This window comes from Vibrio sp. R78045 (assembly GCF_042466085.1).
GTDB lineage: Bacteria > Pseudomonadota > Gammaproteobacteria > Enterobacterales > Vibrionaceae > Vibrio > Vibrio cyclitrophicus.
Window position 1 is genome coordinate 1,321,242 of sequence record NZ_JAXHBS010000008.1, and the last position, 22,545, is coordinate 1,343,786.

The following is a 22,545-nucleotide window of genomic DNA, read 5'->3' on the forward strand; positions in this document are numbered from 1 at the left end:
GCGAAACAAGAGAATAGTGAAGAGGGTATGGGTAAGATACCCTCTCTAGTATTGGTTATTTCAAGAAACCAAGCTCACGCATGAGGTCGCCCATTTGCTTTTCTTGATCTTCTAGGAAGGCGTAGAAGTCTTTGTCAGCTTTGTAGTTGTCAATCCAACCATTACGGTCACGGACCACCTGCCATTCGTCGGTCTTGTACATCTTGCCAAGCGCTACATTCCATTCATCAATCTTTGCTTGGCTCGTGCCTGGAGCTGCAAAGAAACCACGCCAGTTAGCAAATACGGTTTCGTTGCCATATTCCGTGAGCGTCGGGATGTTTGGTGCAGCATCAAGTCGTTTTGGTGCCGTGACTGCAAGCACTTTAACTTGACCCGATTTAGACATCTCTAGCACTTCACCAAGGCCTGTCGAAAGCAGCTGTGTTTCGCCAGATAGTAGAGCAGCCATCGCTTTACCTCCTGCATCATAGGCGATGTAACGTACTTTCTTAGCGTCGAAACCTTCGCCTTTAAACGCTGCAGCGACTACTAGGTGGTCCATACTGCCACGAGCTGAGCCGCCTGCAATTTTTACTTTACGGGGATTGGCTTCAAATTCTTTAACCACGTCTTCCCAGGAGTTGTATTTAGAATCCGCAGACGCCACGATTGCACCGTAGTCGGCAATGGTTGCAGCAACTGGCGTTAGATCTCGGAAAGATTGAGGGAAAATCCCGGTCAACGAGCGTACAACGATAGGAGTCGAGTTAACCATCAGTGTATCTTCCTGACGCTTAGCGGTCTCGATTAGATGAGCAATAGCTTTACCACCACCACCACCAGACAAGTTTTGGAAAGAGACATTTTCTACGATGTCTGATTTGACCAATACATCACCCGTACCACGAGCTGTCATATCCCAACCGCCACCAGCGCCGCCAGGGATTAGGAAGTGGATTTTCTCTACGTCAGCAGCAAAAGTGTTGAAAGAAAAGGTAGCTGCGATAATAGAAGCCGCAAGAGTAGGTTTCAGTGCCTTGAACATGGTTCACGTTCCTTATGTAGGGGATCTCTTCAATGGAGAGAAACTTATGTTTTATATATAGCTGCTAAACACGAGTAGGACATTGCTTAGCAGGTAAGGTTAAAGTTAACGATGTGTTAATGAATTGTCTTTAATGCGGCGATATTGAGAATAAAGAACATTGGGTGAATAAAGTTCATAAAGTTTACGGGAGGGATTAATGTCACTATTCGCTGTGAGACATAAAAAGAAGGGCACATCAGCCGTCTTCTTTGTCTTTGTATGCGAGCGATCAGGTGCCTATGCGGAAAATGAGCTGCGTTTGACTAGTTCGGCTGTAAGTTGTCGACACATCGTTTTTTAAATCATTTTGGAATAGGCAAGGGGTTGAAGGGTTCTTTTCTGATTGGATTCATAAGAAACAAATGTTTAAGTTATTTATTGTTCGTTTTTAGCAAGTTTTATTGTTTATAAAAAATACTACCTTAGTCTAAATTGTCGACAATCTACTTGATTGTCGACAATTTGATCGTGTATTTTATGTTCATGTTATGAAATTGTTGACAGTTAGGGTCGGCAATCAGAAGTGAGCAGCGTGAATATGAATACTGCGATAAAAGATCTCACCTTAAGTGCAAACACGAAAACTCGTGTGAGCGATAAAGAAAACACTAAGTCAGAAAATCTGACGGAATACCTCGTTGAGGCGATTGTGAACGGTGAATTAGCACCGGGCAGTAAGATCTCGGAGCCTGAACTGGCTAAACGCTTCGAGGTAAGTCGAGGTCCTTTGCGTGAAGCGATAATGCGGGTCGAAGGGCTTGGCCTGATCGAACGTATTCCTCATGTCGGAGCTCGAGTTATTACCTTTTCTGCAGAGAAACTGCTAGAGCTGTACGCGGTGAGAGAAGCATTGGAAGGTATGGCTGCGCGATTAGCAGCGAGGCACATCACACAAGATGAGTTGATTGGGCTTGAAGGCTTATTGTCGACACATTCTAAACATATCGATGAAGTCGAAGGTTCATCATACTTCCATCAACATGGCGACTTCGATTTCCATTACCGCATTATCAAAGCGAGTCGTAACAGCAAACTGATTTCGCTGTTGTGTGACGAGCTTTATCACCTATTACGAATGTACCGCTATCAATCGCCTAGGGCTCAGTCTCGACCAAAAGAGGCGCTCGATGAACACAAATACATCCTACAAGCGATTCGCAACCGTGATGAAGAGCTAGCAGAAATGCTAATGCGACGACACATCTCGGGCAGTCGATTGCTGATAGAACAACAAATTCAATCCAAAGATCTTGATTAAGCGACCATTGGAATCTGTCAGCGGATCAGTGCTGGCGATAACCAAAAGCCGTAAGTCTTAAAGGTTAGCTAGAAATAAACAATTAACAGGGAGCGTCATTATGAAGTTATCAGCAGGAGCAAAGTTCCGACAAGCTGTGCAAGACAACGACCCATTGCAGATCGTCGGTACGGTGAATCCGTATTGCGCGATGATGGCAAAGAACTTGGGGCATCAAGCTATTTACCTATCTGGTGGAGGCATCGCCAATGCGTCTTATGGTTTGCCTGATTTAGGTATCACCACATTGAACGATGTGTTGGTGGATGTTGAACGTATTACCAATGCGTGTGATTTGCCTTTGCTGGTGGATATCGATACGGGTTTTGGTGGCGCATTTAATATTGCACGTACCATTCGCGCTATGGAGAAGGCAGGCGCAGCTGCAATTCATATGGAAGATCAAGTGGCCCAGAAACGCTGTGGTCATCGACCAAATAAAGCGATTGTTAGCCAGCAAGAGATGGTCGATAGAGTCAAAGCGGCAACCGATGCTAGAACCGATGAGAGCTTTGTGATTATGGCGCGTACGGATGCATTGGCGGTTGAAGGTATTGATAGTGCGATTGAACGAGCGATTGCGTGTGTTGAAGCGGGCGCTGACATGATTTTCCCTGAGGCGATGAATCAGCTAGACCAATACGTGAAGTTCTCGGCGGCGTTGAAATCAGCAACGGGTAAGCACGTGCCTATTCTTGCGAACATCACTGAGTTTGGCCAAACGCCACTCTACAACTGTAACGAGTTGGCCCAATCAAGTGTCGACATGGTGCTTTATCCATTGAGTGCGTTCCGTGCGATGAACAAAGCGGCGGAGAATGTTTACAAGCACTTGTTAGTTGAAGGCAATCAAGAAGCTCTGTTGGATTCAATGCAAACCCGTAAAGAGCTTTACGAACACCTGAATTACCACGACTACGAAAACAAGCTTGATCAGTTGTTTTCAAGTGAAGGGTAAATCCCGTTTCAATTAATCCAAAATCAACTTAATCCAATAACGTGAAATGGTTAGTCGCCATATCCAGTACCGATGATAAAGATCATCGGACATATAAACAGGCAGCACCAAAGAGTGCAGGCGGCTAATACAGAAAAGGAGTTCATCATGTCTGTATCTTTGAGTGATAAAGCAGCTGTCGAAAAGGCTTCAACAGAAAACCAACAACAAAGCGAAAAACCCGAAAGCAAACCAGCAAGCGCACCTGCAATCGGTGGTGCTGGTCTACGTGGCCAGAGTGCAGGAACCACCGCGCTATGTACGGTAGGAAAATCAGGAACTGGCTTAACCTACCGTGGTTATGATATTACTGACCTTGCTAATCATGCTCAGTTCGAAGAAGTGGCGCATCTGCTACTAAGAGGTCATTTACCCACTGAAAAAGAGCTTGATGATTACAAAACATTGTTGGTTGGCCTGCGCGGCTTACCTCAACCTTTGAAAGCAGCACTAGAGCTTATCCCTGCAGACGCTCATCCAATGGATGTGATGAGAACAGGTTGTTCAATGCTGGGTAATCTAGAGCAAGAGACTGATTTTTCTGAGCAACTGCCCGCGACTGAACGAATGCTTGCGCTTTTCCCTGCGATTATTTGTTATTGGTATCGCTTTAGCCACGATGGCGTGCGCATTGATACTGAAGATCAAAGCGAAGCATGTCTGGGTGGCTACTTCTTGAAAATGCTAACAGATAAAGCGCCGAGTGAACTGCATAAGCAGGTGATGCACTGTTCGCTAACGCTTTACGCAGAGCATGAGTTCAACGCATCTACTTTTGCTGCCCGTGTCTGTGCATCAACACTGTCAGATATTCATTCGTGCGTTACAGCAGCAATTGGCACACTAAGAGGTCCTTTACATGGCGGTGCGAATGAAGCGGCAATGGAAATGATCCAAGATTGGAAAACCGCCGATGAAGCAGAAACTAACATCATGCAGATGCTTGCTAACAAAGACAAAATCATGGGCTTCGGTCATGCCATTTATCGTGAAAGCGACCCACGAAATGCTCTAATCAAGCGTTGGTCAAAAGAGCTAGCTCAAGAGGTCGGTGATAAACAGCTTTACGCCGTTTCAGAGCGTGTTGAAGCGGTTATGAAGCGCGAGAAAGGCTTGTTCTGTAATGCTGACTTCTTCCATGCATCGGCATATCACTTCATGGACATCCCAACCAAATTGTTTACTCCGATCTTTGTGATGAGCCGCCTTACAGGTTGGACGGCGCATGTGTTCGAACAAAGAGAAAACAATCGCATCATTCGTCCAAGTGCAGACTACACCGGGCCAGAGCATCAAGAATGGTTACCTATTCATCTACGTTAGCCCTCTATAACGAGCCGACTTATGTCTTGAGGTGACTTCCGTCTTCATACGACAAGGCCTCAAGAACCAACGAATAGAATTTAACAGATAATGGTGGATGTATGTCTGATGTAAAACTTGAACAAGCTCAGTACCTTGATAAAAATCAGTACCGGAAACTTTTACCCGGAACTCATTTAGAGTATTTCGATGCTTGCGAAGCGGTAGAAGCGATCTCTCCGGGCAGTTATAAAACCTTGCCTTATACGTCGAGAGTATTGGCAGAGCAATTAGTAAGACGCTGTGATCCTGAAACCCTTGAAGACAGCTTAAAACAGATCATTGAACGCAAGAGTGACCTTGATTTCCCTTGGTATCCTGCGCGTGTGGTGTGTCATGACATTCTTGGTCAAACAGCCCTAGTAGATTTGGCTGGATTAAGAGACGCGATTGCCGACCAAGGCGGAGACCCTGCCAAGGTGAACCCCGTTGTCGAAACCCAACTGATTGTTGATCACTCTTTAGCCGTGGAACATGCAGGCTTTGATAGTGAAGCTTTTGATAAAAACCGTGCGATTGAAGAACGCAGAAATGAAGACCGTTTTCATTTTATTGAATGGTGTAAAACCGCGTTTAAAAACGTGAGTGTGATTCCTGCGGGTAATGGAATTATGCACCAGATTAACTTGGAGAAAATGTCTCCAGTGATTCAATCTAAAGAAGGCATCGCGTTTCCTGATACCTGTGTCGGCACCGACAGTCATACTCCTCATGTTGATGCTCTGGGTGTTATTGCGATTGGTGTGGGCGGCTTGGAAGCTGAGACTGTGATGCTCGGTCGTCCGTCGATGATGCGTTTGCCAGACATCGTGGGCGTTAAACTGACGGGGCAACGACAAGAAGGGATAACCGCAACGGATATTGTGCTTGCGATTACTGAGTTCCTTCGAAATGAAAAAGTGGTTTCTAGTTACTTAGAGTTCTTTGGTGAAGGTGCTCGTGCACTGACTATTGGCGACCGCGCCACTATATCGAATATGACACCAGAATACGGCGCGACAGCAGGTATGTTCTATATCGATGAACAGACCATACAATACCTAAAGCTGACAGGACGCGAGCCTGAACAGGTTGAGTTAGTTGAGCTATACGCTAAGCAAACTGGCTTATGGGCCGATGATTTAGATTCCGCTCAATACGAACGTGTGCTTGAGTTTGATTTGTCTAAAGTTGAGCGCAACCTTGCAGGGCCATCCAATCCCCATCGTCGTTTACCAACCAGTGAACTTGCCAAACAAGGCATTAGCCAATCATCGTGGAAAGAACAACATTCGGCGAAATATAGCGATGAACAAATGCCCGATGGTGCTGTGATTATTGCTGCAATTACTTCTTGTACAAACACCAGTAATCCAAGAAACGTAGTCGCCGCAGCATTGGTGGCTAAGAAAGCCAATCAGCTTGGATTAGTTCGTAAGCCATGGGTAAAAACGTCATTTGCTCCAGGCTCTAAAGTTGCCAAGCTCTATCTTGAGTCCGCAGGTTTGCTTCCCGAACTTGAACAATTAGGCTTCGGTATCGTGGGTTATGCGTGTACGACCTGTAACGGGATGAGCGGGGCGTTAGATCCTAAAATCCAACAAGAGATCATCGACCGCGACCTGTACTCAACCGCTGTGTTATCTGGGAATCGAAATTTCGATGGTCGAATTCATCCTTATGCTAAACAAGCGTTTTTAGCCTCACCGCCATTGGTTGTTGCTTATGCCTTAGCGGGCACAATACGCTTTGATATTGAGAAAGACAGCTTAGGCACCGACAACAAGGGTAAGCCAATCTACTTAAGTGATTTATGGCCGAGTGATGCCGAGATCGATGCCGTTGTCGGTGAGCATGTTAAACCTCAGCAATTCCAACAAATCTACGTGAAAATGTTCCAGCCAGACGAAGAACAGGTGACTACTGAACCGCTTTATGACTGGCGACCTCAAAGTACCTATATTCGCAGACCACCTTATTGGGAAGGAGCTCTGGCGGGAGAGCGAAGCCTATCTGGTATGAGGCCGTTAGCCATTCTTGGTGACAACATTACTACCGATCACTTATCGCCTTCCAATGCGATTCTGGCGTCTAGCGCGGCGGGAGAGTATCTAACCCAAATGGAAGTGCCAGAAGAGGACTTTAACTCTTATGCGACCCATCGAGGCGATCACTTAACCGCGCAACGAGCAACATTCGCCAACCCTAAGCTGTTTAACGAAATGGTGAAGGACGCTGGAGAAGTCGTGCAAGGTTCATTAGCAAGAGTTGAACCTGAAGGTCAAGTTACGCGAATGTGGGAAGCGATAGAAACCTACATGAACCGTAAACAACCTTTGATTGTTGTTGCTGGTGCCGATTATGGACAAGGTTCATCACGTGACTGGGCAGCCAAAGGTGTGCGTTTAGCGGGTGTTGAAGTGATTGTTGCCGAAGGCTTTGAACGAATTCACAGAACCAACTTGGTTGGCATGGGTGTATTACCTCTGCAGTTCAAAGTAGGAACGAATCGCAATACCTTAGAGTTGGATGGCACCGAGCTTTACGACGTGTACGGCGACATTGAAGCAGGTTCTGATTTGGCTCTAGTCATCACTCGTAAAAACGGCAAAAAGCTTGATGTTCCCGTGACCTGCCGACTAGACACCGCAGACGAAGTGAACGTGTACAGCGCTGGTGGTGTATTGCAGCGTTTTGCCAAAGACTTTCTTGCACAGTAGGAGCTTGATATGCCAAACAAACAGATCAAAGTGCCTGCAACTTATATGCGAGGAGGCACGAGCAAAGGGGTTTTCTTCAATCTAAGTGATTTACCTCAATCTGCGCAAGTTGCTGGAGAAGCGAGAGATACATTGTTGTTGAGAGTGATTGGCAGTCCAGACCCTTATGGTAAACAAACCGATGGTATGGGTGGTGCAACATCGAGTACCAGTAAAACCGTGATTGTTTCGAAAAGCAGTAAAGCCGATCACGATGTTGACTACCTATTCGGCCAAGTTGCGATAGACAAGCCGTTTGTCGATTGGAGTGGTAACTGTGGGAACTTGTCTGCAGCGGTCGGTCCGTTCGCTATTCATAGTGGCTTGGTTGACTTGACTCGTATCCCTGAAAACGGTGTTGTTGAGGTGCGAGTATGGCAAGTGAACATCCAAAAAACCATTATTGTTCATGTGCCTATCACCAATGGTGAAGTCCAAGAGTTAGGTGACTTTGAGCTTGATGGCGTGACTTTTCCTGCGGCAGAAATACGAGTCGATTTCTTAGATCCTGCCGATGGTAATGGCTCAATGTTTCCAACTGGAAATGTGGTCGATTTCTTAGATGTCCCTGAATTGGGGTGTATCAAAGCAACCTATATCAATGCAGGGATTCCGACCATCTTTGTTGATGCAAAATCTGTTGGCTATTGTGGAACTGAACTTCAATCCGATATTAATAGCGATTCAAAAGCCTTGGCACTTTTTGAATCCATCCGAGCATATGGCGCGGTTGCGATGGGGCTGATTGATTCTTTAGAACAAGCGGAATCACGCCAACACACACCGAAAGTCGCGTTTGTTGCTAAGCCTCAAGCGTATCAAGCTTCAAGTGGTAAATCGGTATTAGCTGACGATACCGACCTTCTGGTGCGAGCTTTGTCTATGGGGCAACTGCATCACGCCATGATGGGCACAGCTGCAGTCGCCATTGCTTCAGCGGCGAGTGTTCCGGGTACGTTAGTGAACTTGGCAGCCGGTGAGGGTTCCCGTGATTTTGTGACCTTTGGTCATCCATCAGGAACCTTAAAAGTGGGTGCTAAAGCTATTCAGACGGAAAGTGGGTGGAAAATAGAAAGGGCGATAATGAGTCGCAGTGCCCGAGTGATCATGGAAGGTGCCATCCGTGTGCCTTTTCCTAAGTAAAGCAATTGTCGTGAACGGTTAAATATTCACGAACACAACGCTGAGAAAAGAGTGCACCCAAGTGACACTGCTAAAAGCTAGTCGCTTGGACAAATGGATAAAGCATGGAGGAGGCACTATGTCTGCTACGAATCAAATGAACAGAAAAACAGACTACATTACCGAGTACCAATGGGCGAGGGAAGACCCTAATTCGTTTTGGGAAACACAATCACAAGCGATAGATTGGTTTGAGTCACCGAAAACGATATTACAAACTGATGATAACGGTATTGAACGTTGGTTTCCTGATGGGGTGATGAATACGTGTTGGTTGGCGCTGGATTATCATTGTGAAAATGGTCGCGGTGATAAAGTGGCGTTGATTTACGACTCGCCTGTAACGGGTACTCAGTCGTCTTACACTTACAACAAATTACGTGACCAAGTGGCAAAAGTCGCAGGCATGTTGGCAACACAGGGCGTGACCAAAGGCGATCGTGTGGTGATTTATATGCCAATGATTCCGGAAGCGGCTATGGCCATGCTGGCCTGTGCTCGACTCGGTGCGGTGCACTCAGTGGTGTTTGGTGGCTTTGCCCCTCATGAATTAGCAGTTCGTATCGAAGATGCTGAACCAAAAGTGTTGATTACAGCGTCTTGTGGGATCGAGATAAACAAGGTTCTGCCATATAAGCCAATGGTCGACAGAGCGATCATGGACAGCCGTTGGAAACCAGAAAAAGTCGTGCTATTCCAAAGAGAGCAATGCCTGGCTGAACTGAACCAAGATAGAGATGTACTCTGGCAGCAGGCCGTTGCGGATTCTCTGCCACATAGCTGCGTTCCCGTTTTGGCAACCGATCCTTTATATATCCTCTATACATCGGGAACCACCGGTAAGCCGAAAGGCGTAGTCCGTGATAATGGTGGTCACGCGGTCGCGATGAAGTACTCGATGAGCACTATCTACGATATGCCGCAAGATGGTGTTTTTTGGGCGGCATCTGACGTGGGTTGGGTGGTTGGGCATTCCTATATTGTGTATGCGCCACTGATTCACGGTTGCACCTCTATTCTGTTTGAAGGTAAGCCGGTGAGAACACCCGATCCAGGAGCGTTTTGGCGTGTGTGTGAAGAGTACAAAGTGGACGTGTTGTTTTCTGCACCTACAGCATTTAGAGCAATCAAGAAAGAAGATCCCGAAGGCGAGTTACTTACCAAATATGACTTATCATCGCTCAAGTCGATTTTTATGGCAGGAGAGCGTTTGGACCCGCCAACATTGGATTGGGTCGAGTCTCATACCAATAAACCGGTTATCGATCACTGGTGGCAAACCGAAACGGGTTGGGCTATTTCTGCAAATCCGACAGGGCTTGAATCTTTGCCTGTAAAAGCGGGTTCTTCAACCAAGCCAGTACCCGGTTACCAAGTAGAAATTCTTAATGAATTAGGTGAGCTTGCTCTGCCCAATCAACAAGGTTTTGTGGCGCTCAAACGCCCGTTGCCACCCGGGTGTCTACCCACGGTATGGCGTAATCATGATCGATTTGAATCCGGCTATCTGAGCCAATTCCCGGGTTACTATGTCTCCGGTGATGGCGGCTACCTCGATGATGAGGGATATTTGTTTATCATGGGGCGCATTGATGATGTGATCAACGTTGCAGGGCATCGCTTGTCTACTGGGGAAATGGAAGAGATCGTTGGTGGTCACCCCGCGATTGCAGAATGTGCCGTTGTCGGTATTCATGATGACTTGAAAGGGCAGCTACCGCTTGGCTTAGTTGTGTTAAAGGACGGAATAAAAGTAGATGGCATTGAGCTACAAGCCGAACTGGTTGGTAAGGTTCGTAACGAAATCGGCGCTGTTGCCTGTTTCAAACAAGCTTTAGTGGTAGAGAGATTACCGAAAACTCGTTCAGGTAAGATCTTGCGTAGAACTATTCGACAGATCGCAGAAGGTGAACAGTACGTGGTACCTTCGACGATTGACGACCCTACCAGCTTAACTGAAATTGCTGAAAAGCTCGGTAAATAGGCTTAGCTGTTTGGGCAATTTGATCTTCGGCTTGTTGATTTATGCATAACCCAGCGTGATGGTTTACCTAAACTCTACTTTCTTCATCCGCTTATCCATTGCGTCTACTATGACCTCATTATGAACCCCACATATTGAGGTCTTTTTTATGCGAGTTTACTTTTTATTGATTGCTTTACTGGTCAGTGGTGCTGCTAGTGACAGTATTTCAAAGGATGAAGCGAGTAGAGTGTTGTTAGAGCCATTGAGTCATCCCAAGATATTTAAATGTGTGTCCAAGACTGGCGTCGATCTCTATCAAGCGGTTTTTGATATGGGCGTGGGGTATGAAGCCGACCCTATTAACTCGAAGATGATCGTTAATTCAAGGAAAGGTCGCTACGAATATCAAATCCTAGGCGCTGTAAGATCTGAAAGAGCGAGTGAAATTGTCGTGTTGACTCGGCATATTGGAGACGGTGTTAAAGTGGCTGCGATGATTGATGAACGAAATGGTAAAATACTGGGGATTGGTGATAAAAATCACTATCGAGATTGTGGTGTAAGACCGCCTCCAAGCGCAGAAAATATTCAGAAATTTTGGTCGAGGAGCTAACGCTTACCACCCAGTCACAAGAGTTATTGAGACGGCCCTACTGATCGTCTTTTTGTTTTTGCGGAGTGACTAATAAATCAAATGTTTCCCAATCCTGAAGTGTTGAGCGACTAATACATAATCAACCGTTATATATTATCTAAACTGGTCTTTATTTATGTTGTTAGGTGTTCTGTTTAAGATGACTTCATTCCAAACGAAACCAAAGCGAGACACCTATGACATTCACTAAACCTTTTCTTTTAGCGACACTGATTGTGACTCTTTCTGGCTGTGCATCTCCTGCCACTGATAACGAAAATGAAAATGCAGCGCGTAATCGTGGTGCTATTGGTGGTGCCTTACTAGGAGCAACGGCTGGAGCGTTGACAGGAGATGCAAGCCTAGCGGTTAAAGGTGCAGCACTAGGAGGTGTGACAGGTGGCGTAGCTGGTTCGATGAAAGATACGGATGACGCAAGAAATGCTCAAAGAACTCAAGTGACTGCTGATGGCTTAGCACAAGATAATCGCACCGATGCTGAAAAGCGAGTTGCTGAAGTTGAGGCTGAAATTAAACTTATCGAACTAGAACAACAGCTTGCTGAACTCAAAGAAGAGAAAGAAGATAACGGCGCATAAAGCTAAAGCCTAGATATTCGTTTAATTCTAAATTATTTAAACAGAATGGCCACGTAATGTGGCCGTTTTTGTATCTAAAATACGCACTTCAAACAATGAATTAATTCAATAACTTGTATAGATACTCGCGGCAAGTAAACTAGACTCAGTTTAAATATTAATTTGGTTTGAGAAGCACAATAGTCATGAATGTCACCTTAAGGGCCGCAAAGCACACGGATTTGGAACATCTTAACGAGTTAATGTTCGATCTCCACCATCACCATCACCTCGCTAGCCCAGAGCACTTTAAAACGGCAGAAGAGATTGAGCAGGAAAAAAGCATTGCACGTTACTTGGATGATCCTGAATGCTTAGTCTACGTGGCATTAAAAGGCGAGCTGATTGTTGGCTTTATCTCTGGGCATTTTTGTGAGCTTATCTCAACGGTAAGTAAACCAGTGCCGATGGGGAGTGTAGATGAACTGTTTGTCTTGCCTGATTATCGCAAAGAATCGATTGCTGAAAAGTTGTTTAGCAAAGTTGAAGCTACTTTTGATGATTACGGTGTTGAACAAGTCTTTGTAGAGGTTTGGGACTTTAATTCGCCTGCCAAGCACTTCTATCAAAAAATGGGGTTCACTCCTCACATTCAATGGATGAGGAAGTCTCTGCGCAAAACATAGACAGCGATTTTGTGCCGCTTTGATTACAATAGACGTGATGCATTAGCAGTCTTAAACTTCTTCTTTTATTTTAGGTAAATTCGTTGATTATTCGACATTTATTCGTTTTTATTTTATCTCTTTTGAGTGCTACATCCGCATGGGCTAATAACACTTTGCCTGACCATATTGCGGGCGCTTTGTGTGTAGTACGTGCTGATAACCAAATCGTTTTAGTTGACGAATTGATCACAGGTCATTTGTCTCTTCCGGGTGGTACTGTCGTTGCTGGTGAATCGCCAGCCGTAGCAGCGCAGCGTGAAACATGGGAAGAGGCGGGTTTGTCGGTAACGGTCGGTGATGTGCTGGGTTATACCTACAGTGCCGTCGTGTTTGATTGTATCTCCGATTCTGAAGTGATCAGCTACAAAGCTCGAAATGAGTTGGGTGGCTTTGAGCTGCCGATTTGGTTTGCGCCTCATTACGGCGTGGAAGTCAGCCGAGCGATGTTACTTCCTCCTACTGAATTGCAAGATCATCAGTACCGCTATCCAGAACAGTGGTCTGAGATTAACGAGCTGTTTTTATCCGCGACGGACCAACCGGTGACGTATGTGACTGAGCTGGTGGGCGCGGCACCTAAAGTCCATCAACTAGAATTAGGTTGGATCGTTTCACTTCAAAATATATTCGACATCATACCGAGCGCGTTTTCTAGTACGGTGCTATTGACCGATTTGTTAGCGAAGCCATGGGTTTTCATTGTGATATTGCCACTAATTGCTTGGTACTTTGGCCGTAACTTCGCGTTGAAGTTTGGCTTCACTTTGATCTCGGTGACACTGCTTACTTTGATTGCACATCAAGGTTTTGGTTTTCCACGTCCACACGCTTACTTGCCAACATTGAAACTGGTGATGAGTAGTGGGTATAGTTTCCCAAGTCTATTAGCTGCGTTATGGGTAAGTTTAACCTTGTTAGTCTTTTGGAAACTAAATCGCCTCTTGGAGCAAAAAGCTATTCTGATAGTGCTTGCTGGCCTGCTGTGGATCATGCTGTTTAAGTCTTATTCAGGTAGTGCGTTTTTTAGTGATGTATTAATGGGTGGAGTATTAGGTGCATTAACGACGTGGCATATCGTGAGATTAGACGCGAAACCGGATGTAGATATCAGTGCCTTATTAAGTTCTAAAGGTGTTTGGTGGGCATTGTGCTTACTGTCGGTTGTTCTCACTGTGATATGGCCATTGCCAACATTCTCATTCTGGGTGGCGATTTTGATGACGATTGCATGCCTAGTGACGTTAACAGACTCGAAACCTTTGGTCGGTCAGTTCTCATTCAAGATCGTTCTTGGAGTGATGGCTATGTTGTTAGCGGGAAATCTGCTGATTAGCTGGGCAGGAAGCTTTGTCTCTTTCAGTGGTATTGCTTCATTTATTATTGAAACGTTACGTTTCCCAATCTTGATTTTGTTTGGTGTGGTGGCATTTCGTCTGCCTTGGGCTAGAAAATAATAAGTAGAACGATTCATGTAAAAAGAAGGCTGTGCAATGCACAGCCTTATTTATATCAATGTATTTTAGGTGAGTTAGATAAAGTAGAGGGCTCTATCTAGTGCTTACGAGTTGAAGATAAACTTCTCAATCGCGACCGCTACACCATGGTCGTCGTTGCTTGCTGTGATGTGATCCGCCAGTTTCTTGGTTTCTTCCATTGCGTTGTCCATTGCAATGCCAAGGCCTGCGTATTCAAGCATATGGTGATCGTTTTCAGCATCACCCATGCAGATTACTTCTTCCGATTTAATGCCTAAGTGTTTCGCTATCGCTTCAATACCGACACCCTTGTTTGATTTTGGGTTTAGGAACTCTAAGAAGAATGGTGCACTTTGTACGATAGTAAACTGAGTCTTAAGCTCTTGTGGCAGCTTGCCGATGATTTCAGTCAGCTTGCTTGGTTCCGCGACAATCATGGTCTTGATGATTTCGTGGTCATCTTCTAGTTGAGAAAAATCGAACTCGGTAATCTCTAAGCCGTTAATACGTGCTTCAATAGCGGTGAACTCATTGTTTTCAGGTGTGATTAAGCCGTGAACCTTGCTGAATGCATGAACATAACCACCAAGCTGTTCAGCTAGTGCTGTGATCTCTTTTGCAGCCTTACCGTTGCTGATCTCACTGTGAATGATCTCTTTTGTAGAAACGTTCTGTACCATAGAGCCGTTGTAAAAGAGTACAAAGTCATCTTCGCCGTTAATTGAAAGCTCGTCTAATTTGCTTTGCATACCTTCTAAAGGTCGACCAGAAGCGAGAACCACTTTTACTCCTGCAGCTCGTGCTTTAGCGATCGCGTCTTTGTTCTCTTGAGAAATCACTTTTTCACTGTTGAGTAGTGTGCCATCCATATCAAGAGCAATCAGTTTGTACATGTTTTTCCTTACCAAAAAATTAAAAGTTAACCAAATCTAATGGATGAAAGGATAAGGGAACTTGAAACTTCAGGCTAGGGCTTTGATCAACTCATTTATCAGTACTCATTTGTTTGACCAAAGGGGGTAAGTGCTTTAAGGTCTGCGGTTGATTTATTTGACCAAATGATTGAGCTGAGGAAAAGTTGTACAAGATTAATGAAATGTTTGAAACCATCCAGGGTGAGGGCGTGTTTACTGGCGTTCCGGCTGTTTTTGTTCGTCTACAAGTTTGCCCAGTAGGTTGTTCTTGGTGTGACACGAAACAGACTTGGGAAGCATTACCTGAAGATGAAACCAGCCTTGGCGATATCATGGTGAAGACAGAGGATTCACCAACTTGGTCAGCAATTGATGCTCAAGGAATTGTGAATGAATACATCAAGCAAGGTTACACTGCGAAGCACATTGTGATTACTGGTGGTGAGCCGTGTATTTACGATCTTGTCCCGCTTACTAAAGCATTTGAGCAGCATGGTTGTCGTTGTCAGATTGAGACTAGTGGAACATCAGAAGTTAAAGTGACACTTGACACTTGGGTTACGGTGTCACCAAAAGTGGCGATGAAAGCGAAACTGGATATTTTAGATAGTGCCTTACAACGTGCTAATGAAATTAAGCATCCAGTGGGTACAGGCAAAGACATTGAACAGCTTGACGGTTTATTGGAGCGAGCGGATGTTTCGAGTGAAACGGTCGTCGCTCTGCAACCAATTAGTCAAAAAGAACGCGCAACACAACTTTGTATTGATACCTGCATTGAGCGCAATTGGCGCTTATCAATCCAAACTCATAAGTATTTGAGTATCGCTTAGTTGGTCAGCAGTTTGCGTGTTTGCGGACAGTTTTCCCATTTATGATAGTTCGCCAGTTTTAGATAGGTATGGAAATGAAAAAAGCAGTTGTAGTATTCAGTGGTGGTCAAGACTCAACTACATGTCTTGTTCAGGCACTAACAGAGTATGATGAAGTTCATGCGATTACTTTTGATTATGGTCAGCGCCATAAGTTAGAGATCGAAGTCGCTCAGTCATTATCGAAAGAGCTTGGTGTGAAAGCGCATAAAGTGATGGATGTGACGCTGCTAAATGAGTTGGCTATTAGCTCTCTGACTCGTGACGATATCCCTGTATCACATGAGCTACAAGAGAATGGATTGCCGAACTCTTTTGTTCCTGGTCGTAATATTCTGTTCTTAACATTGGCGGGTATTTATGCATACCAGATCGGATCTGAAACTGTGATTACTGGTGTGTGTGAAACAGATTTCTCTGGCTATCCTGATTGCCGTAATGATTTTGTAAAAGCGATGAATTCTGCGCTTGTGCAAGGCATGGATAAGAAGCTTGATATCAAAACACCACTGATGTGGCTGAACAAAGCTGAAACATGGGCGTTGGCAGATCAGTACTCAGCTCTCGAACTTGTTAGAAACAAAACACTGACCTGCTACAACGGTATTATCGGTGATGGCTGTGGTGATTGCCCAGCATGTGAACTACGAAAGGCCGGCCTTAACGATTACTTAGTTGACCGTCAAAGTATTATGACTGAGTTGGTTCGTAAACAGACTGAGTATAAATAGCTTCAGGTATGTCAATTGGTTCGTTATAAGCGTCAATGATACAGTTTCGACCATTACTCTTTGCTTGATACAATGCTTGGTCAAGAACAGAGTAGAGATCATCAAAGTCACTTAGTGCGTTTGAGGTTGCTAGATAAGCAAAACTCGCGGTTACATTAAGTGGCTTTTTGCTTTCTGACAGGAAAATACTGTTTGATATTGCATAATGCAGTTCTTCAACGCGTTCACGGACCTCAGACGGCTTGGTATCGGTCAGCATAATAAGAAATTCTTCGCCGCCCAAACGTCCAAATAACTCACCTTTTACTAAATGCTTTCTTATTTGGTTACTGACATGAACAAGTGCTATGTCACCCGTTGGGTGGCCATGCTCATCATTAATCTCTTTAAATTTATCTAAATCCAGTAAAACGAGTACGTGTTGTTTTTTGTTTTTTTGGCAATGTCTAACTCGCTTGATCCTGCGTATTATTTCGGTCCTGTTGTAAGCTTTGGTCATTGCGTCAATCGCGGCTCTCGCTCGGATGGTCTTGTTTGCCAATACCGTAAAGCTGGCAGCGCAGAGTAATACAAACATGATGATGTTGTACATCCACCTTTGGTGCTCCATCTTTTCAATTCGAAGGCGATCGAGTTTTGTCTGGTGTGTTAGGAAAGAATTCTTCAGTTCTTGCTCATATTTGGCATGAGTAAGGTCAAGAGCCTCAAAAGCTAACCTGTTATCAATATCTCTGGCCTTTAATTGTATTGCTGAGTGTCTCTGATAGTAATAAAAAGCCTGTTGGTAACCATTGAGTGACTGGTGAATATCAGAAAGCTGAAGAAGAGCTTGGGCGACGTATTTAAGTCTTGTGACCTGCTCAGCTAACTCCAACGCTTGCTGTGCGTAGTTTAGCGCTTCAGTTGTCAGCTGTTGTTCTTCGAACATGTCACTTAATGCCAAATAAGCGTTGATACGAATAACGTTATTGTTAAGTTCATTAGAGGCAGAAAGAGACTCAACCAAATAGGTTTTTGCTAACTCATAATCATGTGTTTGTGTGTAGGCTTTTCCCAAGCCTAAGTTTGTCAAAGCGATGCCATAGTTATGGGGAGATGCGCTTAGCATTGTCCTCGCTTTTTGAAAGTGCTTAATTGCTAGGTTACTTTGGCTTTGACTTAAATACAGTTCGGCTAAGCTATGGTGCACTTGAGCTTTCATTAGAGCAGAAGTATCGGCTCTTAGTATGAGTGCTTCTTTGAGGTATTGTTCTGATTTTTCATATTGTTTTAGTTCTTTGAGCAGATTGCCAACATCGTTATAAATGCCCGATATATCATGCCCTTGTGGGAATACTTTGATCAAAGACAGATAAGTATTTAACGCTGCTTGATAGTCACTACGAAAATGGTGGTTGTTGGCGATGACTCGATATGTCACGAATTTGGGTAATACTGGGTCAACGAGGTTTTGAAAATCGCTCTGAAGTGCAGAACAGTAATAGTTAGCTTGGTGATATTTGGCTTGTTCATTGAGAGAGCGACACAGTTGGTACTTCAACAGTGCACGCCCCGTTATATCATTGCGTGATTGCATCTTAGTGAGTAGCGTCAAAAAGCCCTGTTGAGCGTCTTCGTAGTGACCTTGTCTGTCTTTTACTAACGCTGAAATGAACGCTTTTTCTATTGCTTGATATTCACTGTTGTTTGAAGCAATACCATAAAATGGTTGTGAGCGATGACTCATGTATTCGTACAATAATGAAGAAAGGTATAGCTTATCTCCATAGTGATTTAAGCTCGTATAACGTGTTTGCAGCATGTTCAGTGCGCGGGAAGGGGAACGAGTTAAAGTGGATAAATAGAGAGCATTCCAGTCAGCGTTGGGAGTAGAATCAAGATTTATGTTTGAGTCACTGACGGGGAAGCTGTTATGGCGATCTAATGTAGGTACTTGGCCATAAGAATAGAAGCTGGTTAAAAGCAGAAAAGTAATAAAGACGGAGTGAATCACGAGGAACTATCAATCAGATAAAGAACGACATTCTATTATTAGTTTGAGGTTGCTTCAATTTTTGAATGATACTTACAGTGATTTATGCGAGTTGTATCTCTGATTTGTTGATGGTTATCAGGGTAATAGCGGTCGTACTTATTCGCACGACCGCTATTGGAAATTAAATGTACAATTTCGCTAGATCAGAAGGTTCAAGCTCTTTGCCTTCTAATGTTGCATTCCAGTTCGTACCAACAAGAACGCCGTCTTCAGCAAGAGTCAGTAGCCAGTCTTCTACAAAGATATCTAGTGGGATTTCTAATACTTCAAAATCAGCCCACTCTTCAACGTTGTGAGTCTGAGCATCTTCTTTTGAAGACCAAAATGGCATCACTTCGCTGCTTTCGAATTCACTTGAGTCACATGCTAGCCAACCTTCTTCGTTACGAAGGCCCCATACAAGTTTAGTTTCTTGTGTTTCAGAAACGAAAAGTTCTAGATTTGCTTGAGTATCAGCGGTTAGTTTGCTCATGGATTAATTCTCTATGTTGATAACGTGACAAGATTAACATTATAGACGGCTTAGGTATATGCTATTTAAGGAATTATAAGCGTACTGAAACGCTACCTAAAGATAACGTTTCAGATGAGGCATAACTAAGAGTGGTTACTTTCCAATTTTTGTAAAAATATGCCATTCTTCTTTGATGTTGCCTTTGAATCCGGCGACAGAAGCGACAACTTTTCTATTGAGCGCATGGTTGATTTTGGTTCCCTCTTCATTAGAAACGGTATCCCCGTAGCCAACGATTGTCACTCTAGATGGTTGTATACCATTACTTATTAGGGCTCGCCTTACATTTGATGCTCGTTCTTTCGATAAGTCTAAGTTGTGAGCCGCGTTTCCGACTTTACTCGCGTAGCCTTGTAGACGAATGGTTGTGCTTTCATACCGCTTTAAAAACGCGGCCATTTGACGAATTTGGCCAAGAAAAACAGGATTGATTTCTGTTGAATTGTTGGCAAATAAGATGTGAAGTTCTTTCTGTTCCGTTGACTCGAAATAAGAGCCGCAGCCGTCATTATCGATTTCAGCGCCAATCTGTGTATCAACACATAAATCACGGGCGTTGATAACACCATCATTGTCGTCGTCTTCTAGATCGTAACTTTGTACGCTCTCTGGGAGCGCTCGATACTCGAACTCTTCATCGTTTGTTTCAGCTAAAATGTTGGCAGAAGCAACCAATAGACAGAGTGGAAATACAGCTTTTAGCAGCTTCATTAATATTCTACCTTTTCATTCCATTCTTGGGGGATATCGACACGTAAACCTGTCAGTAAATTACCGGTTGCGTTCATGACCCGGTATTTAGCATATTGTTCATCGTACTTGGCATCTAAATAGCCTTTACGAGCTTCAAAGAGCTCATTTTCAGTGTTAAGTAAATCGAGAAGTGTTCGTTTACCGATGCGGTATTGCTTCTCGTAAGAGATAACCGTATCTGATGCTGAGTCTACGTGATCTGATAAGAACTCTTTCTGTTGTACGGTTAAATCAAGTGCGCTCCATGACAAGCGTAGGCTCTCTTCTACATTACGATATGTACTTTCACGCAGATCTTTGGCCTTATTTAATTGGTAAGCAGCACTTTCAGCGCGGTCTTGATCAGCGCCGCCGTTATACAAGTTATATCTCAAGCGGACCATTGCGGAAAATTCGTCACTACTCCCTTCGTTGCCACCTGCGTCATCACGCCAGGTTTGCGCGGCTTCGAAAGAAACAGTCGGATAATTTGAACTTTTAGACTGTTTATATTGGAATTTAGCGGAGTCCACATCGGCTTGTGCAATTTTAATAACAGGATGTTGGTTGAAAGCTTTCGCAAGAGCGCCATCTACGGTGTAAGGAATTGCTCCAGTGTCTGCTCGCGGAAACACTAACCCCAAAGGTGACTGTCCAACAATACGTTTAAATTGAGTATGCGTATCAAACAAATTATTTTGTGCTGCGAGCAAGTTACCATGAGCTTTCGCAATACGAGCTTCTACTTGGGACATATCTGCTGTAGAGCCAATGCCAGATTCGACACGTTTTCGAATATCTCTATAGATATCCTTGTGTGTTGCCAGGTTGTTTTCAGACAGGGTGAGGACTTCATAAGCTTTCACTGCATCAAGGTATACTTTGGTGACCTCGAGAGCGATATCTTGGGCGTTGGAGAGTAATTGGTAACGAACAGATTCTGCATCAGCCGCGGTACGATCAATATCGTTGGAAGTATTTGCTCCATCCCAAATTAACTGAGTCAAAGTAATCGTCGCTTCTTTACGCGTCAGATCTGTTGAATTTGTATTGGTCACTAGATCGGTATGCTCATAACCAATCCCACCATCTAGATCTATACTTGGACGATAAGCACCGCCAGAAGCATCGTTAACGTAACGTTTACTTACGTACTCATTATAAGCACTTTTAATTTCAGGATTGCTTTCCAACGTAAAAGCGACGGCTTGCTCAAGAGTTTGTGCCGCAGCTGGAAAGGTCATTGCTATAGCTAGCCCTAAGGTCGTCGTTTGAATCCTATTCAATTTGCATCTCTCCAAAATGAGTCACACCTGAGTCTTAATTTTGCACGATGATATACAAAATTCAGATGAACCGCCAAAAAAATTACGATCGCTACAACTGGCGATCGCAAATGGTTGTAAATTTGTTAACCGATCACTGTGCGTATTGTGATGTTTTAATGCACTTAGAACACCTATTAATATGTCAATTATTTTTCGTTAGCACAATAACTTATATTAAATTTAAGAGCGCTTTAAGTATTGATGAGTGTGACCATTGTCATCATGGTGTATACGACCTTGTTAAAATGTGCATTCATAACTATGAATTATATGGTGTTAGGTGTTATATTTTACCTAATATTATAAATACAATGTCACTATTTTGACGTTTTGATTGAAAAATGAGTTTTAGGGGTTTATATGGACATGACAGTATTGAATGCGAGCGGTGCATTGGCACTTGGTCAACGCATTGTTGTTTCGGTAGATGGTACAATTAAAGTCCTAGAAGACGGCCAGCCATTACAAGCAGGGGATGTCATTCTTGAATCCCAGAGCGAAAACTCTGAATCTCCAATTTCAGTCAAGCGTTTTTCGCCTGAAGATGGCGGTGAAGTTGAACTAGACCAAGACATTGCAAATATCTTTGCGGCTTTAGAAGAAGGTCAGGATCCGACGGAGCTAGGCGAAGAATTTGCAACGGCAGCTGGTGAAAGTGGTTCAAGCCTAGTAAGTAGCGGGACTATTGAGCGCGACGGTGAAGAAACCATTCCAGGTACTGAATTTGTAACGACGGGCTTTGAAGCGCTGGGAATGTCTCGTACTCAAAGCTTGAGTCTTCTTGATGCTTTCCGTTCGGTTGACCAACCTAACAATCCTCCTACCTTTGTTGATAACAACAATGACCCTGCTGGCGACACTCTCTCATTTACAACCGATGAAGATACCCCAGTAAACGGAACCCTTTCAGCTTCAGACGAAGACGGTGACTCCCTGTCTTTCACCAAAGCCACTGATCCCTCAAACGGAACTGTTGTTGTCGATGAAAACGGTGACTGGACCTACACACCTAATGAAAACTACAACGGTGATGATAGCTTTACGGTTGTTGTCTCCGATGGCCAAGGTGGCACGGACACCATAACCGTCAATGTCGGCGTTACTCCAGTCAATGACTTACCTGTCGGTGAAGATGTCTCAGTCACCACGGATGAAGATACTCCAGTAAGTGGCTTACTCACTGCAACAGACGCGGATAACGACCAATTAACGTTTAGCAAAGGCACAGAGCCATCGAATGGCTCGGTAGTCGTTGACGAAAATGGTAATTGGACATACACCCCAGACGAGAACTATAACGGCAGCGATAGCTTTACTGTTGTGGTCACCGATGGAAACGGCGGCATAGACACTATTACTGTTAACGTTGGTGTGGTGCCTGTTGTTGACACTA

The 22,545-nt window shown here is 44.2% G+C and carries 19 protein-coding genes; 13 read left to right on the plus strand and 6 right to left on the minus strand.

What is annotated here, in order from left to right; translation table 11 throughout:
* Positions 1–55 precede the first annotated feature (55 nt).
* Complete coding sequence (locus SJY39_RS08225; protein WP_010438522.1) at positions 56–1,027, minus strand: tripartite tricarboxylate transporter substrate binding protein; 972 nt, start codon at positions 1,025–1,027, stop codon at positions 56–58.
* Between the two features lie 580 nt (positions 1,028–1,607).
* Between SJY39_RS08225 and SJY39_RS08230 the strand changes: the two genes are divergently transcribed.
* From SJY39_RS08230 to SJY39_RS08275, 10 genes are all read left to right on the plus strand, one after another.
* Positions 1,608–2,327: a GntR family transcriptional regulator gene (locus SJY39_RS08230; protein WP_010438524.1), complete on the plus strand. Its 720-nt coding sequence runs from the start codon at positions 1,608–1,610 to the stop codon at positions 2,325–2,327.
* 100 nt (positions 2,328–2,427) lie between these two features.
* Positions 2,428–3,324, plus strand: a complete 897-nt coding sequence (gene prpB, locus SJY39_RS08235; protein ID WP_009846616.1) for a methylisocitrate lyase — start codon at positions 2,428–2,430, stop codon at positions 3,322–3,324.
* A 147-nt stretch (positions 3,325–3,471) separates the two neighbouring features.
* Positions 3,472–4,686 (plus strand): 2-methylcitrate synthase, encoded by a 1,215-nt coding sequence (gene prpC, locus SJY39_RS08240; protein ID WP_372263943.1) that lies wholly within the window; start codon positions 3,472–3,474, stop codon positions 4,684–4,686.
* Positions 4,687–4,787: 101 nt separating this feature from the next.
* A complete protein-coding gene (gene acnD / locus SJY39_RS08245) occupies positions 4,788–7,424 on the plus strand; it encodes a Fe/S-dependent 2-methylisocitrate dehydratase AcnD (protein ID WP_016793326.1) in 2,637 nt (878 codons plus the stop codon).
* Between the two features lie 9 nt (positions 7,425–7,433).
* Positions 7,434–8,606: a 2-methylaconitate cis-trans isomerase PrpF gene (gene prpF, locus SJY39_RS08250; protein ID WP_016793327.1), complete on the plus strand. Its 1,173-nt coding sequence runs from the start codon at positions 7,434–7,436 to the stop codon at positions 8,604–8,606.
* A gap of 118 nt (positions 8,607–8,724) precedes the next feature.
* Positions 8,725–10,629 carry a propionyl-CoA synthetase gene (locus SJY39_RS08255; RefSeq protein ID WP_016783927.1) on the plus strand — a complete coding sequence of 635 codons (1,905 nt, stop codon included), beginning with the start codon at positions 8,725–8,727 and terminating at the stop codon, positions 10,627–10,629.
* 148 nt (positions 10,630–10,777) lie between these two features.
* Positions 10,778–11,224, plus strand: coding sequence for a hypothetical protein (locus tag SJY39_RS08260; protein ID WP_016791890.1), 447 nt, complete (start codon positions 10,778–10,780; stop codon positions 11,222–11,224).
* A 218-nt stretch (positions 11,225–11,442) separates the two neighbouring features.
* On the plus strand, positions 11,443–11,844 hold the full coding sequence (locus SJY39_RS08265) for a glycine zipper domain-containing protein (protein WP_010438543.1): 402 nt from the start codon (positions 11,443–11,445) through the stop codon (positions 11,842–11,844).
* Between the two features lie 185 nt (positions 11,845–12,029).
* Positions 12,030–12,509: a GNAT family N-acetyltransferase gene (locus SJY39_RS08270; RefSeq protein WP_029189209.1), complete on the plus strand. Its 480-nt coding sequence runs from the start codon at positions 12,030–12,032 to the stop codon at positions 12,507–12,509.
* Positions 12,510–12,592: 83 nt separating this feature from the next.
* The gene (locus tag SJY39_RS08275) at positions 12,593–14,005 is read left to right on the plus strand and encodes an NUDIX domain-containing protein (protein ID WP_016793328.1); all 1,413 of its coding nucleotides are present in this window, start codon (positions 12,593–12,595) and stop codon (positions 14,003–14,005) included.
* Positions 14,006–14,109: 104 nt separating this feature from the next.
* Here SJY39_RS08275 and SJY39_RS08280 read toward each other — a convergent pair whose 3' ends face one another.
* Entirely contained in the window at positions 14,110–14,919 is an 810-nt protein-coding gene (locus SJY39_RS08280) for a Cof-type HAD-IIB family hydrolase (protein ID WP_016768689.1), read from the minus strand.
* A 185-nt stretch (positions 14,920–15,104) separates the two neighbouring features.
* Between SJY39_RS08280 and queE the strand changes: the two genes are divergently transcribed.
* Both queE and queC read left to right on the plus strand, forming a co-directional pair.
* Positions 15,105–15,773 carry a 7-carboxy-7-deazaguanine synthase QueE gene (gene queE, locus SJY39_RS08285; RefSeq protein ID WP_086028617.1) on the plus strand — a complete coding sequence of 223 codons (669 nt, stop codon included), beginning with the start codon at positions 15,105–15,107 and terminating at the stop codon, positions 15,771–15,773.
* Between the two features lie 74 nt (positions 15,774–15,847).
* Positions 15,848–16,543 (plus strand): 7-cyano-7-deazaguanine synthase QueC, encoded by a 696-nt coding sequence (gene queC, locus SJY39_RS08290; protein ID WP_010438554.1) that lies wholly within the window; start codon positions 15,848–15,850, stop codon positions 16,541–16,543.
* Here queC and SJY39_RS08295 read toward each other — a convergent pair.
* The 4 genes from SJY39_RS08295 to SJY39_RS08310 form a co-directional block, all read right to left on the minus strand.
* A complete protein-coding gene (locus SJY39_RS08295; protein WP_029189333.1) occupies positions 16,503–18,536 on the minus strand; it encodes a tetratricopeptide repeat-containing diguanylate cyclase in 2,034 nt (677 codons plus the stop codon). The genes queC and SJY39_RS08295 overlap by 41 nt on opposite strands.
* A 163-nt stretch (positions 18,537–18,699) precedes the next feature.
* Positions 18,700–19,050 (minus strand): DUF2750 domain-containing protein, encoded by a 351-nt coding sequence (locus SJY39_RS08300; RefSeq protein ID WP_010438559.1) that lies wholly within the window; start codon positions 19,048–19,050, stop codon positions 18,700–18,702.
* Between the two features lie 135 nt (positions 19,051–19,185).
* Complete coding sequence (locus SJY39_RS08305; RefSeq protein ID WP_010438560.1) at positions 19,186–19,803, minus strand: OmpA family protein; 618 nt, start codon at positions 19,801–19,803, stop codon at positions 19,186–19,188.
* Positions 19,803–21,068, minus strand: coding sequence for a TolC family outer membrane protein (locus tag SJY39_RS08310; RefSeq protein WP_010438562.1), 1,266 nt, complete (start codon positions 21,066–21,068; stop codon positions 19,803–19,805). The genes SJY39_RS08305 and SJY39_RS08310 overlap by 1 nt, the downstream gene beginning before the upstream one ends.
* A 444-nt stretch (positions 21,069–21,512) precedes the next feature.
* Here SJY39_RS08310 and SJY39_RS08315 point away from each other — a divergent pair.
* Positions 21,513–22,545: Ig-like domain-containing protein (locus SJY39_RS08315; RefSeq protein ID WP_390241681.1), on the plus strand; the 1,033-nt coding region annotated here is incomplete at its 3' end.

Coding starts and splice junctions, on each gene's coding strand:
- SJY39_RS08225 (WP_010438522.1), bottom strand. CDS start 1,027: ATGTTCAAGGCACTGAAACCTACTCTTGCGGCTTCTATTATCGCAGCT.
- SJY39_RS08230 (WP_010438524.1), top strand. CDS start 1,608: ATGAATACTGCGATAAAAGATCTCACCTTAAGTGCAAACACGAAAACT.
- prpB (WP_009846616.1), top strand. CDS start 2,428: ATGAAGTTATCAGCAGGAGCAAAGTTCCGACAAGCTGTGCAAGACAAC.
- prpC (WP_372263943.1), top strand. CDS start 3,472: ATGTCTGTATCTTTGAGTGATAAAGCAGCTGTCGAAAAGGCTTCAACA.
- acnD (WP_016793326.1), top strand. CDS start 4,788: ATGTCTGATGTAAAACTTGAACAAGCTCAGTACCTTGATAAAAATCAG.
- prpF (WP_016793327.1), top strand. CDS start 7,434: ATGCCAAACAAACAGATCAAAGTGCCTGCAACTTATATGCGAGGAGGC.
- SJY39_RS08255 (WP_016783927.1), top strand. CDS start 8,725: ATGTCTGCTACGAATCAAATGAACAGAAAAACAGACTACATTACCGAG.
- SJY39_RS08260 (WP_016791890.1), top strand. CDS start 10,778: ATGCGAGTTTACTTTTTATTGATTGCTTTACTGGTCAGTGGTGCTGCT.
- SJY39_RS08265 (WP_010438543.1), top strand. CDS start 11,443: ATGACATTCACTAAACCTTTTCTTTTAGCGACACTGATTGTGACTCTT.
- SJY39_RS08270 (WP_029189209.1), top strand. CDS start 12,030: ATGAATGTCACCTTAAGGGCCGCAAAGCACACGGATTTGGAACATCTT.
- SJY39_RS08280 (WP_016768689.1), bottom strand. CDS start 14,919: ATGTACAAACTGATTGCTCTTGATATGGATGGCACACTACTCAACAGT.
- queC (WP_010438554.1), top strand. CDS start 15,848: ATGAAAAAAGCAGTTGTAGTATTCAGTGGTGGTCAAGACTCAACTACA.
- SJY39_RS08300 (WP_010438559.1), bottom strand. CDS start 19,050: ATGAGCAAACTAACCGCTGATACTCAAGCAAATCTAGAACTTTTCGTT.
- SJY39_RS08305 (WP_010438560.1), bottom strand. CDS start 19,803: ATGAAGCTGCTAAAAGCTGTATTTCCACTCTGTCTATTGGTTGCTTCT.
- SJY39_RS08310 (WP_010438562.1), bottom strand. CDS start 21,068: ATGACCTTTCCAGCTGCGGCACAAACTCTTGAGCAAGCCGTCGCTTTT.